Annotated in this window: 13 protein-coding genes; 5 read left to right on the top strand and 8 right to left on the bottom strand. The window is 56.9% G+C overall.

All coding sequences use genetic code 11. From position 1 onward, the window contains the following. Positions 1–21: 21 nt before the first annotated feature. Positions 22–390 (bottom strand): YbgS-like family protein, encoded by a 369-nt coding sequence (locus tag NIM72_RS17620; RefSeq protein ID WP_202605056.1) that lies wholly within the window; start codon positions 388–390, stop codon positions 22–24. A 287-nt stretch (positions 391–677) separates the two neighbouring features. Here NIM72_RS17620 and aroG point away from each other — a divergent pair, with 287 nt between their 5' ends. Continuing rightward, positions 678–1,730, top strand: coding sequence for a 3-deoxy-7-phosphoheptulonate synthase AroG (gene aroG, locus NIM72_RS17625; protein WP_253421353.1), 1,053 nt, complete (start codon positions 678–680; stop codon positions 1,728–1,730). A 343-nt stretch (positions 1,731–2,073) separates the two neighbouring features. Here the strand turns inward: aroG and gpmA are convergent, their stop codons facing one another. From gpmA to modE, 6 genes are all read right to left on the bottom strand, one after another. After that, on the bottom strand, positions 2,074–2,826 hold the full coding sequence (gpmA, locus tag NIM72_RS17630; protein ID WP_161736268.1) for a 2,3-diphosphoglycerate-dependent phosphoglycerate mutase: 753 nt from the start codon (positions 2,824–2,826) through the stop codon (positions 2,074–2,076). A 151-nt stretch (positions 2,827–2,977) separates the two neighbouring features. After that, the gene (gene galM, locus NIM72_RS17635) at positions 2,978–4,012 is read right to left on the bottom strand and encodes a galactose-1-epimerase (protein ID WP_253421356.1); all 1,035 of its coding nucleotides are present in this window, start codon (positions 4,010–4,012) and stop codon (positions 2,978–2,980) included. After that, positions 4,006–5,154 (bottom strand): galactokinase, encoded by a 1,149-nt coding sequence (gene galK, locus NIM72_RS17640; RefSeq protein WP_115758781.1) that lies wholly within the window; start codon positions 5,152–5,154, stop codon positions 4,006–4,008. Before galK ends, galM begins: the two co-directional genes overlap by 7 nt. After that, entirely contained in the window at positions 5,151–6,197 is a 1,047-nt protein-coding gene (gene galT, locus NIM72_RS17645; RefSeq protein ID WP_161736270.1) for a galactose-1-phosphate uridylyltransferase, read from the bottom strand. The genes galK and galT overlap by 4 nt, the downstream gene beginning before the upstream one ends. 236 nt (positions 6,198–6,433) lie before the next feature. Continuing rightward, a complete protein-coding gene (gene modF / locus NIM72_RS17650) occupies positions 6,434–7,906 on the bottom strand; it encodes a molybdate ABC transporter ATP-binding protein ModF (RefSeq protein WP_253421359.1) in 1,473 nt (490 codons plus the stop codon). Between the two features lie 69 nt (positions 7,907–7,975). Beyond that, the gene (gene modE, locus NIM72_RS17655; protein ID WP_222924333.1) at positions 7,976–8,758 is read right to left on the bottom strand and encodes a molybdenum-dependent transcriptional regulator; all 783 of its coding nucleotides are present in this window, start codon (positions 8,756–8,758) and stop codon (positions 7,976–7,978) included. 136 nt (positions 8,759–8,894) lie between these two features. On the opposite strand from modE, the gene NIM72_RS17660 reads away from it, so the two are divergent. From NIM72_RS17660 to modC, 4 genes are all read left to right on the top strand, one after another. Next, positions 8,895–9,050: an AcrZ family multidrug efflux pump-associated protein gene (locus NIM72_RS17660; RefSeq protein ID WP_033731900.1), complete on the top strand. Its 156-nt coding sequence runs from the start codon at positions 8,895–8,897 to the stop codon at positions 9,048–9,050. Positions 9,051–9,195: 145 nt separating this feature from the next. Then, positions 9,196–9,969: a molybdate ABC transporter substrate-binding protein gene (gene modA, locus NIM72_RS17665; protein ID WP_161736273.1), complete on the top strand. Its 774-nt coding sequence runs from the start codon at positions 9,196–9,198 to the stop codon at positions 9,967–9,969. Continuing rightward, positions 9,966–10,655: a molybdate ABC transporter permease subunit gene (gene modB, locus NIM72_RS17670; protein WP_161736274.1), complete on the top strand. Its 690-nt coding sequence runs from the start codon at positions 9,966–9,968 to the stop codon at positions 10,653–10,655. The genes modA and modB overlap by 4 nt, the downstream gene beginning before the upstream one ends. After that, positions 10,655–11,713, top strand: coding sequence for a molybdenum ABC transporter ATP-binding protein ModC (modC, locus tag NIM72_RS17675; protein WP_222924332.1), 1,059 nt, complete (start codon positions 10,655–10,657; stop codon positions 11,711–11,713). The genes modB and modC overlap by 1 nt, the downstream gene beginning before the upstream one ends. Here modC and NIM72_RS17680 read toward each other — a convergent pair whose 3' ends face one another. Continuing rightward, complete coding sequence (locus NIM72_RS17680) at positions 11,714–12,532, bottom strand: pyridoxal phosphatase (RefSeq protein WP_253421362.1); 819 nt, start codon at positions 12,530–12,532, stop codon at positions 11,714–11,716. Positions 12,533–12,556 lie beyond the last annotated feature (24 nt).

Below are 12,556 nucleotides of genomic sequence, written 5' to 3' on the forward strand. Positions count from 1 at the left end.
CTCTCCTGGTTTTAAACAGAATTACTGGGTGGTGCCGTCGGTTTTGGTATCTACGTCGCCGCCGCCCACTTTAGTCTGAACTTTTTTGTTGATGTTCGGACATTTGCCATCTTTACACTGGGCGTTCTGGTCCATTTCGTTAGCAGACATATTACCATGGCTGGTGGTGCTGCCAGACGTTGCAGGATTTGTGTCGGTGCCAGTGTTATTAATTTTGCTGTTATCAACATTATTTGGTGGCAGATTCTCTTTTGCTCCACCCGCCGCTGCACCTGCACTGGCTGCCTGATTCGCTGTACCGTTATTGCTGCTGCTGTCTGCAGCCAGTACCGCGCCGCTGCTCAGTGTCATTGCTGCTGTCAAAAAGATTAAGGCAAACTTTTTCATCATTATGCTCCCGTTAATAAATGAAGAGGCTTTAAGCCCAGAGGTGCAATTTCGGGTAAAAAAATTCCTGACGAAATAAAATTCGCCAGTTGGCTTAAACAGGGTAATTAAATAAGGTAAGCGGGACTTTCCTCAGTGCTTACCATTAAAAAGTCTAGTCGCTAAGCTGATTAATGCAAATATGACCCGCACATTTAACCCGCAGCAGGAATTTACACCCCTGGCGCTACGGGCTACATTGGGTAGGATGTGTCCGGCGGGCGTCGGGCAAGAAATAATATGGAATCAGTATGAATTACCAGAACGATGATTTACGCATCAAAGAGATTAAAGAGCTGTTACCTCCTGTTGCGCTGCTCGAAAAATTCCCGGCGACCGATCGTGCTGCGCAGACCGTTTCACAGGCCCGTCAGGCGATTCATCAGATCCTGCAGGGCAAGGACGATCGTCTGCTGGTGGTGATTGGACCCTGTTCAATTCATGACACCGAAGCGGCGAAAGAGTATGCAGGCCGCCTGCTGGCGTTGCGTGATGAGCTGAAAGGCGAGCTGGAAGTGGTCATGCGGGTCTATTTTGAAAAGCCGCGCACCACGGTGGGTTGGAAAGGGCTGATTAACGACCCCTACATGGATAACAGCTACCAGCTTAACGACGGTCTGCGTCTGGCGCGTAAGCTGCTGCTGGAGATCAACGACAGCGGCTTACCGGCAGCGGGCGAGTTTCTGGATATGATTACCCCGCAGTATGTGGCTGACCTGATGAGCTGGGGCGCGATTGGTGCGCGCACCACGGAATCTCAGGTACACCGCGAGCTGGCATCCGGTCTTTCCTGCCCGGTTGGCTTTAAAAATGGCACCGATGGCACCATCAAGGTCGCGATTGATGCGATTAACGCAGCGGGATCGCCACACTGTTTTCTGTCAGTGACAAAGTATGGTCACTCCGCCATTGTGGAAACCAGCGGCAACGATGACTGCCACATCATTCTGCGCGGCGGCAAAGAGCCGAACTACAGTGCGCAGCATGTTGCAGAGGTCAAAGAGGGCCTGGCAAAAGCGGGTCTGCCACAGCAGGTGATGATCGATTTCAGCCACGCCAACAGCAGCAAGCAGTTCCAGCGTCAGATGATCGTAGCAGACGATGTCTCACAGCAGCTGATTAACGGTGAGCAGGCGATTGTCGGTGTGATGATTGAGAGTCATCTGGTGGAAGGCAACCAGAGTCTGGAGAGCGGCGAGCCGCTGGTCTATGGCAAAAGTGTCACCGACGCCTGTATCGGCTGGAAAGATACGGACAAGGTGCTGCGTCAGCTGGCGGCAGCGGTTAAACAGCGCCGCGGCTGATTGGTTATTCAGACTCATTAACAAAGTCTGGCCGGATTCGCTGTGGAGAGTGAGCCTGCTCAGGGAACACGGTCAGATCGGAAAGACGCTCAAGCCAGTCCCTGGTCGCTCTGCCCGCGCCATCCCTGGCGCGGGACGCTTTCCTCTTCTGACTCTGTTCCCTGCGCGTCGAGCTAGTTTATTGCTGCCAGACTTAGACGGATTTGAATATGTGATTAGTCTGGTACGTACTCACATCCAGGATTTTACTCTGGCAGTTAAACATGACGCGCAGCATTGTCGGGCGCAGCCCAATAAAAAAGGCCAGACTTTCGTCTGGCCTTTTTGCCTTTTCAGCGAAAAATTACTTCGCTTTACCCTGATTCGCAACGGCTGCGGCTTTCGCAGCAATCTCGTCCTGGTCGCCCAGGTAGTAGCGTTTCAGCGGTTTGAAGTTTTCATCGAACTCATACACCAGCGGAACGCCGGTAGGGATATTCAGCTCGAGGATTTCATCTTCGCCGAGGTTATCCAGATATTTCACCAGCGCACGCAGTGAGTTGCCGTGTGCGGCAATAATCACTTTCTCACCGCTTTTGATGCGCGGCAGAATGGTGTCATTCCAGTAAGGGATAACGCGGTCGATGGTCAGCGCCAGGCTTTCGGTGGTTGGCAGCTGCTCCGGAGTCAGTTTCGCGTAACGCGGGTCATGGCCCGGGAAGCGCTCATCTGAACGATCCAGCTCTGGCGGGGTAACGGCAAAGCCGCGACGCCACTGCTTAACCTGCTCGTCGCCATATTTGGCGGCCGTTTCCGCTTTGTCCAGACCCTGCAGCGCACCGTAGTGACGCTCGTTCAGACGCCAGGTTTTCTCAACCGGCAGCCAGGCCTGATCCAGCTCATCCAGCACATTCCACAGCGTGTGAATCGCACGCTTCAGTACGGAGGTGTAAGCGAAATCAAAAACAAAGCCCTCTTTCTTCAGCAGCTGACCTGCTGATTTGGCTTCGCCACGACCTTTCTCAGAAAGGTCAACATCATACCAACCGGTAAAGCGGTTTTCGTTGTTCCACTGGCTTTCGCCGTGTCGCACCAGAACCAGCTTAGTTACAGCCATAGCTTAACTCCTTAATACTGTGATGTTTCTGTGAGATTGGAAACCTGCTGCTGCCCGCATGAAACACGAGCTGATTGCGCCATACCATAACGGAAAAGCGGGCAGCGCGTAAGCCTGTGTGTGACGCACTGCGCGTTTTTCAGCCGGAGGCTCAGCGTGGCGTGAAGCGATACCGCGTCACGGATTCCCAGCGATCTCCCGGCTGCAGCCAGCAATCAGGCTGAGGCCACTCAGCATGATTGGGCGAATCCGGTAAAAATTCACTCTCCAGCGCAATGCCCTGAAATGCATTATAGCTCGCCTGCTCACGGGCACGGGTGCCGGCCAGGTAGTTGCCGGTATAGAACTGCAGTGCCGGTGCCGAGGTAGTCACGCTGAGCTGCAATCTGCCATCTTCCGACCAGAGTTCTGCCGCAGGCTGACTATCGTCGCCTGCGCTGTTGAGCAGAAACGCATGGTCATAGCCCTTCACCGCGCGCTGGTCATCGTCTGCCAGGAAATCCTGCGCCACGACTTTGGCGTTGCGGAAATCAAAGCTGGTATCGGCAACGGCTTTCAGCGGCGCATTCGGAATACCTTCGCTGTCGACCGGCAGATACTGGTCGGCGTGCAGTTGTAAGCGATGCTGGCGTGCGTCGCCATGATGCGCATCAAGGTTAAAGTAGGCATGGTTAGTCAGATTGACCGGGCAGGGCTGATCGCAGCGCGCTTCGTAGCGGATGCTCAGGCAGTTCTGGTCATCCAGTTGATAGCGCACGTCGGCAATCAGATTGCCTGGATAGCCCTGGTCGCCATCCGGCGAGTCGATGCGGTAGTGCACTTCGCTGTCGGACTGGCTGACAATCTGCCAGCGGCGTTTATCGAAGCCCTCCGGCCCGCCATGCAGCTGATGGGCACCCTGGTTTGGCACCAGCTGACGGTTCAGTTTATTCAGTTTTGCCCCGGCGATGCGGTTGGCGTAACGGCCCACCGTGGCACCCAGATAGGCATCCTGGTGCAGGTAGTCAGAGGGCGTGGCGCAGCCAAGCAGCGCTTCACGCACGGTGCCATCCTGCATCGGGACGCGGGCAGAAAGCCAGGTTGCGCCCCAGTCCATAAAGGTCGCCAGCATGCCGTTGGCATTACGCAGCACCGTTATGCGCCACGGCTGACCGTCGGGCGCATGGGAATTGACGTCATTCAGCATTGGCCCGCTCCTTCAGAGGCTTTGCAGACGTAGAAGGTCTCTTTGATGCCGGTCGCGGCTTCATACTGCTCAGCAACGGCAGCTTTCACCTGATCGACCAGATCCAGTGGCATCAGTGCCACGATGCAGCCACCAAAGCCGCCGCCGGTCATGCGCACGCCGCCGCGTTCACCAATCTGCGCTTTCACGATCTCAACCAGCGTATCAATTGGCGGCACGGTGATCTCGAAATCGTCACGCATTGAGGCGTGCGACTCGGCCATCAGCTGACCCATACGTGTCAGGTCGCCCTGAGTCAGCGCATCGGCTGCTTCCAGCGTTCGGGCGTTCTCGGTCAGAACGTGACGCACGCGTTTTGCCACCTGGGGGTCGAGCTGCGCCTGGGCTGCTTCAAACTCGGCCAGTTCAACGTCACGCAGGGCCTTCTTATTGAAGAAACGCGCGCCCGCTTCACACTGCTCGCGACGGGTATTGTATTCGCTGCCGACCAGGGTGCGGCGGAAGTTGGAGTTGATGATCACCACCGCGATATCTTCCGGCATCGACACCGGACGGGTGCCCAGCGTGCGGCAGTCGAGCAGCATCGCGTGATCTTTCCTGCCCAGTGCGGAGATCAGCTGGTCCATGATGCCGCAGTTACAGCCAACGAACTGGTTCTCCGCTTCCTGACCATTCACCGCGATAGCCGCGCCATCCAGCGGCAGGTTATAGAGCTGCTGCACCACGGTACCGACCGCCACTTCCAGCGAGGCGGATGAGCTCAGACCTGCGCCCTGTGGCACGTTGCCGCTGATCACCATATCAATGCCACCGAAATCGGCATGACGCTGCTGCAGATGTTTCACCACGCCGCGCACATAGTTGGCCCACATCGGTTCCTGCACGCTGACGATCTCTTCGTCCAGCGAGAAGGTGTCCTGCGCATTCTCATAATCGGCAGCGACTACGCGAATCTGGCGGTCGTCACGGCGGGCGCAGGCGATGACTGTCTGGTAATCGATGGCACATGGCAGCACAAAGCCGTCGTTATAGTCGGTGTGCTCGCCAATCAGGTTAACGCGGCCCGGCGCCTGAATGGTATGCGTTGCAGCGTAACCGAAGGTGTCAGAGAAAAGCTGCTGCGTGATGGTTTTTAAGCTCATTGTTGTGCCTCACGGAAGTGAACGTCGCTGACAGAACGCAGACGTTCCGCCGCCTGTTCCGCCGTTAAATCGCGTTGGGTTTCGGCCAGCATTTCATAGCCAACCATAAATTTACGTACCGTTGCTGAGCGCAGCAGCGGTGGATAGAAGTGCGCATGCAACTGCCAGTGGTCGTTGGCTTCGCCATTAAACGGCGCGCCGTGCCAGCCCATGGAGTAGGGGAAGGAGCACTGGAACAGGTTGTCGTAGCGGCTGGTCAAAAGCTTAATGGCTTTTGCCAGATCGGCACTCTGCGCTTCACTGAGATCGGTCAGCTGTTTAACGTGCGCTTTCGGCAGCAGCAGAGTTTCAAACGGCCAGGCAGCCCACCACGGCACGACGGCCAGCCAGTGTTCGGTTTCCACCACGGTGCGGCTGCCATCCTGCTGCTCACGTGCCAGATAATCGACCAGCATCGGCGAGCCATGTTTTGCGAAATAGTCGCGCTGATGATCATCTTCGCGCTGCGCTTCATTCGGCAGGAAGCTGTTGGCCCAGATCTGACCATGGGGATGCGGGTTTGAGCAGCCCATCGCCGCGCCTTTGTTCTCAAACACCTGCACCCACGGATAGTGCTGACCCAGATCGGCGGTCTGCGCCTGCCAGGTACGCACCACTTCTTCCAGCGCGCTCAGTGACATCTCCGGCAGAGTTTTGCTGTGATCGGGCGAAAAGCAGATGACCCGACTGGTGCCGCGTGCGCTTTCACAGCGCATCAGGATATCGTCGCTCTCGGGCGCGTCAGGCGTGTCGGTCATCAGCGCAGCAAAGTCATTGGTAAAGACATACGTGCCAGAATAGTCGGGGTTTTTGTCACCGGTAATGCGGGTATTTCCGGCACACAGGAAGCAGTCCGGATCGTGCGACGGTAAGGTATTAACTGCTGGCGTTTCCTGCGCGCCCTGCCACGGACGCTTGGCCCGATGAGGTGAAACTAAAATCCATTGATCAATCAGTGGATTGTAACGGCGATGTGGATGATCGACCGGGTTGAATTTTTCCATGTGAGATCCTGGTAAGCGTCAAAAGCCAGAGAGGCATCGGTAAAAAGTAGCACATCAGCGCGCCCGAAAGCGTGATCAAGTCTGGATAAATGGTATCGTTTACACAAGCTGAATATTCTTATTTCGTGGCATTGTGTGCAGTAATGCGGAATAAAAGGCAGGCCGGAATGGTAGCGATTACACAGGTGTACTTTAAAACGCCGCGATAGCGGCGTTGAGGGGCCGATGTGAACGCGTTAGCGCAACGTTTCCTGCTGAAAAGCGTAGCCGCCTTTATCGGGAACAAAGCTCAGGCGATGCGTGATACAGGCGGGCGCATCTTCGGCATGATGGGAAACAAACAGCAGCTGAGTGCGACCTTCGCCAATCAGCACATCGACGAAGCGCCGCACCAGCTGGCGGTTAATCGGGTCAAGTCCCTGGAGTGGCTCGTCCAGAATCAGCAGCGTCGGATGCTTAACCAGCGCGCGGGCAATCAGCACCAGCCGCTGCTGTCCCCAGGAGAGTGAATGGAACGGCGCATCGCCCAGCCGGTTATCCATTCCCAGCAGTGTCAGCCACTGTTGTGCCAGCGCTTTCTGCCGATCGGATGCCGCCTGATAGAGACCGATGGAGTCGAAGAAGCCCGACAGGATCACCGTCCGCACATTGGTGCTGACGCGATAATCGAGGTGCAGACTGCTGCTGACATAGCCAATATGCTGTTTGATATCCCAGATGGTTTCGCCACTGCCGCGACGACGGCCAAACAGGGTGAGATCATTGCTGTAGCCCTGTGGATGATCGCCGGTTACCAGACTCAGCAGCGTCGATTTCCCGGCGCCGTTCGGGCTAGTGATCTGCCAGTGCTCGCCTGCGTTAACCCGCCAGTTCAGCCCCTGAATGACCGGTCGGTCGTTGTAGGAGACGGTGCCGTTGCGCAGGATAACGCGCGGCGCATCATCTGCCAGTGAGGGCAGCTGATCCGGCACATCCGCTTCGGGCAGCGCCATTCCCATCAGCTGTTCACTGTGTGCCAGCTGTGCCACCAGCGCTTCCGTTAAAATCGTCTGGCGTGGGCCACTGTGAGTAAGAGTGCACTCCGCCAGCACACCCACCTGCTGAACGAAATCGGGAATGTCATCAAAGCGATTGAGCACCAGCACCAGCGTAAACGCCGGGTGCTGCAGGTTGCGCAGCGTATCGGTCAGGCTGGCGCGTGACGCCACATCCAGTCCGTCAAACGGCTCATCCAGAATCAGCAAATCTGGCTGGTTCATCAGGGCCTGACAAAGCAGGGTTTTGCGGGTTTCGCCGGTAGAGAGATATTTGAAGCGGCGTGACAACAGCGGTTCGATACCAAACTGCTGAGCCAGTTGTTCGCAACGTTCTGGCTGCTGCACTTCCGCCTGAATGACCTCTGCCACGGTCAGTCCGGTATCCTCTTCACCTTCGCTGAGCATGTCGGTGTTGTTGCGCTGCCACTCCTGCGCCACCAGCGTCTGTAACTGTTCCAGTGACAGCCGGACCGGCCTTGTGAAATCGCTGCTGACGGAACCCGCAAGCGGGGGCAATTCACCGGAGAGCGCGCGCGCCAGTGAGGATTTACCGCTGCCGTTGGCACCGACAAAGGCCCAGCTTTCGCCGCGCTGCAGTTCCACCTGATTCAGACTCAGTATCCGGGTATCACTGAGATGAAACGTGCCTTGCAAAATATGCAATGAAGCCATGATCTGTTCCATTTTTTGCATCGAGTTACTGAGTTGTAACCATTGCCCGCAGTGAAGTCAACTCAACCGCTAGAGCAGGGTAGCGACGATAGCGTTCTCTGCATTGAAACTGGCGATCACCGCATCGCCGGGCTGCAGCTTCAGCTGCTGTAACTGTGCATTACTCAGAGTGGCACACAGGGTTTCGCCGCTGGCGAGCTGCATCAGCACCTCACTCATCTGCTCACCCGGTTCGATGGCAGTGACGATGGCGGTCAGCTGATTGTCTTCCTCTGCGGCGTCACGACTGATACGGATCCACGGCGCTTTGATCAGCACCAGCACCTCTTTACCCGCCGCCAGCTGCAGACGATCGGCGCTGCGCTGGGTCAGCGCAACATTGAGTTGCGTGACGCCATCAGCCAGCTGAATCATCAGATGCTGAACCACCTGCTGCGCATCGTTGCTCACCACGGTGCCGAACAGCTGGTTGCGGGCGCTGGTCTGCAGTGAAAAGCGGGCGATGGCCGCCAGCAGGCTGTCGAGCGGCAGTGTATCCTGCTGCAGTGCATCAAAGGCTTTCTGCTGGATCTGCTCCATCAGATGAAACAGCTGAATCAGGCGTTCACCGTAGCGGGTCAGCGTTGCACCGCCGCCGCCTTTGCCGCCGGTTGCCCGCGCCACCAGCGTTTCATCCGCCATCTGGTTCATCTCATTAATCGCATCCCAGGCACTTTTGTAACTGATGCCAGCCAGCTTCGCCCCCTGACTGATCGAGCCGGTCTGCTGGACGCGTTTCAGCAGCTCAATACGTCGTGGATCGGCAAACAGTTTCTGTTGTAAACGGATATGAAGGGACAGTTCGGCTTCCATGACAGCTCCGGCAAAGGGTTAAGGCGAAGGCCGATGATAGCGGCGTTTTATGTCCAAAGTAAAAGCACGAAAAGGGCTGCGCAAAATTTTACTGACCCGTTACAATCACTTTTTTGTTAGCAGAGTGAGACTCTCCATGCTGGAATTACTGAAAAGCCTCGCCGTGGCTGTACTCATGGTCCCTGTGGTAATGGCGCTGATGCTGGGTATGATTTATGGCCTGGGTGAAGTGTTTAATATCTTCTCTAAAGTGGGTCATCGCGAAAAATCTTCAGCCCGTTCCCATAATTAATTTCTGTGACGCCCGCCATCCTGGCGAGCGTCATCATTTTTGTCCCGCATTGATTCAACCTTCTCTGACACCTGCCGATAATTTACTGAACCTCCCTGATATTGCGTTATATTATTCGCTACACAACGAATAGCCGGAGAGAATCATGTCATCAAATTACACCCGCTGGGGCGTCGCGGCGCTGGTCACCGTATCGCTGGCCGGACAGGCAGTGGCCGCCGATAACATTACCGTGTTCGCCGCGGCTTCGCTGACCAATGCGATGCAGGATATTGCCAGTCAGTATCAGAAGGAAAAGGGCGTGACAGTCGTCTCTTCGTTCGCCTCATCCTCCACGCTGGCGCGTCAGCTTGAACAGGGTGCGCCTGCCGACCTGTTTATCTCTGCCGATCAGCAGTGGATGAATGATGCGGTGGCGAAGAAAAGCGTGATAACCCGCACCCGCTATACCCTGCTGGGCAACGACCTGGTACTGATTGCGCCACGGAGTGCCGCAGCTAAAGCGGTGACGCTGGATCCGCAGACCGACTGGAAAACATTGCTGCACGGCGAACGTCTGGCGGTGGGCGATCCGGACCACGTTCCGGCGGGTATCTATGCTAAAGAGGCGTTGCAGAAGCTGGGAGCCTGGGATGGCGTTGCGCCCGCGTTAGCGCCCGCTAATAATGTGCGGGCAGCACTGGCGCTGGTCGAGCGTAACGAAACCCCATACGGCATTGTCTACGGATCTGATGCGGTCGCCAGCGATAAAGTGCAGGTGGTCGGGCGTTTTCCGGCAACCAGTCACAAACCGGTGGAATATCCGATGGCGATCGTAAACGATCACGACACGGCCACCGTTCAAGCCTTTTATGATTACCTGAAAGGGCCGCAGGCTGCGGCGATTTTCAAACATTACGGATTCACACCGACGAAATGATACTCAGCGATCCCGAATGGCAGGCAGTGCTGCTTAGCCTTAAAGTCTCTGGCATAGCCGTGCTTGGCAGTCTGCCGTTTGGCATTCTGATGGCCTGGATTCTGGTGCGCTGCCGTTTTCCCGGCAAAGCGCTGCTCGACAGCCTGATCCACCTGCCGCTGGTGCTGCCGCCAGTAGTGGTAGGTTATCTGCTGCTGGTTAGCCTGGGGCGACGCGGCTTCATTGGCGAAAAGCTTTTTGACTGGTTCGGTTTCAGCTTTGCGTTCAGCTGGCGCGGTGCAGCGCTGGCTTCCGCCGTTATCGCCTTTCCCTTGATGGTACGCGCTATCCGGCTGGCGCTGGAAGCGGTGGATAGCCGGCTGGAGCAGGCGGCACGTACGCTGGGTGCCGGACGCTGGCGGGTCTTTTTCACCATCACACTGCCGCTGACGTTGCCAGGCGTGATCGCCGGAACGGTGCTGGCGTTTGCCCGATCGCTGGGCGAATTCGGTGCCACCATTACCTTTGTGTCCAATATTCCCGGTGAAACGCGCACGCTTCCGCTGGCAATGTTTACCCTGATCGAAACCCCTGGTGCAGAGGGTGCGGCGGCGCGGCTCTGTATCATCGCTATCGTACTGGCACTGGCGTCACTGCTGGCGTCGGAAGGGCTGGCACGCGCAGGCCGCAAGCGGATGGGAAGCTGATGCTATCACTCAATTTTATGCAGCAGCAGGGCGCTCACCAACTGGAGATCGACCTGCAGATCCCGGCCAAAGGCATCACCGCCATTTTCGGTGTTTCCGGTGCCGGTAAAACCTCACTGATCAACGCCATCAGCGGACTGACTCAGCCGCAGCGCGGGCGGATTGAGCTTAACGATCGTCTGCTGTTTGATGCGGAGCAGAAGGTTGCGCTGCCGCCGGAAAAACGCCGCATCGGCTATGTGTTTCAGGATGCGCGGCTCTTCCCGCACTATCGGGTCCGGGGCAACCTGCAATATGGTATGGCCCCGGCGATGAAAGCGCAGTTCGACAGCCTGGTTTCGCTGCTGGGGCTGGAGGCGCTGCTGTCGCGCTTTCCGCTGTCGCTGTCGGGCGGTGAAAAGCAGCGGGTTGCGATTGGCCGGGCACTGCTGACCGCACCGGATATGCTGCTGCTTGATGAACCGCTGGCGTCGCTGGATCTGCCGCGCAAACGTGAGCTGATGCCGTATCTGCAAAAACTGGCGAAGCAGGTCGATATTCCTATGCTCTACGTCTCGCACAGTCTGGATGAGATCCTGCATCTGGCTGATAACGTGCTGGTGCTGGATGCGGGCAAGGTCAAAGCCTTTGGTCCGCTGGAGCGGGTCTGGAGCAGCAGCGCGATGCGGCCATGGCTGCCGGTAAGCGAACTGACCAGCGTGCTGCGGGTGCAGGTGCTGGAGCAGCATCCCGACTATCCGATGACCGCGCTCTCGCTGGGCGATCAACACATCTGGGTCAGCAGGGTGAATCAGCCGGTGAAAACGCCGCTGCGTATTCGCATCGCCTCATCAGATGTCTCGCTGGCGCTGCAACCGCCACAGCACACCTCCATTCGCAACATTTTACCGGCACAGGTAGTTGAGCTGCTGGAGGTCGGAGACCAGGTGGAGGTGAAGCTGCGTATCGGCATCAGCGAACTCTGGGCGCGCATCACGCCGTGGGCGCGGGATGAACTGGGCATCCGGCCGGATCAGTGGCTTTATGCCCAGATAAAAAGCGTTTCGGTAACGCCCTGATTACAACACGTACTGACGGAGGGTGTCGGCAATGCCGGGTTCAAGATTGGTGCCGATTACCTTTTTCACCCGCGCTTTGATCGCCTCGTCGGCATTGCCCATCGCCACGCCCAGACCGGCCGTTTCCAGCATGCTGAGGTCGTTGTAGTTATCACCAAACGCGATCACATCGGACATGCTCAGCCCCAGCGATTCAACCCACTGCGCCAGCCGTTTGCCTTTGCTGTTGCCGCCTCTGGCGATATCCACCTGATCGTGCCATGACCATTCGCAGGCCAGCCCCAGCTCCGCTTCCACTGTAGTGGCGAACTGTTGCAGCTCCTGATGGTTGTCGTGCGACAGGGCAAACTTCCAGATCGAACCGGCGTCACGTGCCGCCTGGGCTAAATCAGGCACCTGACAGAACAGCGGACGCTGATGCTCAGGCAGCGATTCGGCCCACTTCAGGGTGCGCATCACATGACCGGTCGGCGTCTGATAGAGCATGGCATCATCCACGTAGAGCAAACCGTGAATCTGCTGCTGATCCAGCCTATCAATCACCTGTAACGCCAGCTGCGGGTCGAGAGGATCGGACGCCAGCACCTTTTTCGCACGGTAATCATACAAATAGGTGCCATTACAGCAGATTGCGGGTGTATCCAGTTGTAGCGCCTGATAAAAAGGGTGGATAGCGCAGTGATGGCGTCCGGTCACGATAGCGACATGAACACCCGCCTGGCGGGCCTGGTTCAGCGCGTCAATTGACTGCGGCAGAATCGTTTTGGCTGGGGTCAGCAGCGTGCCGTCGAGGTCGAGGGCAATTACTCGGTAGCTCATTCATCCTCTCGTTTTTTCAGGTTT

Origin of the sequence: Pantoea sp. B550 (assembly GCF_024158165.1) — a bacterium.
GTDB lineage: Bacteria > Pseudomonadota > Gammaproteobacteria > Enterobacterales > Enterobacteriaceae > Pantoea > Pantoea alfalfae.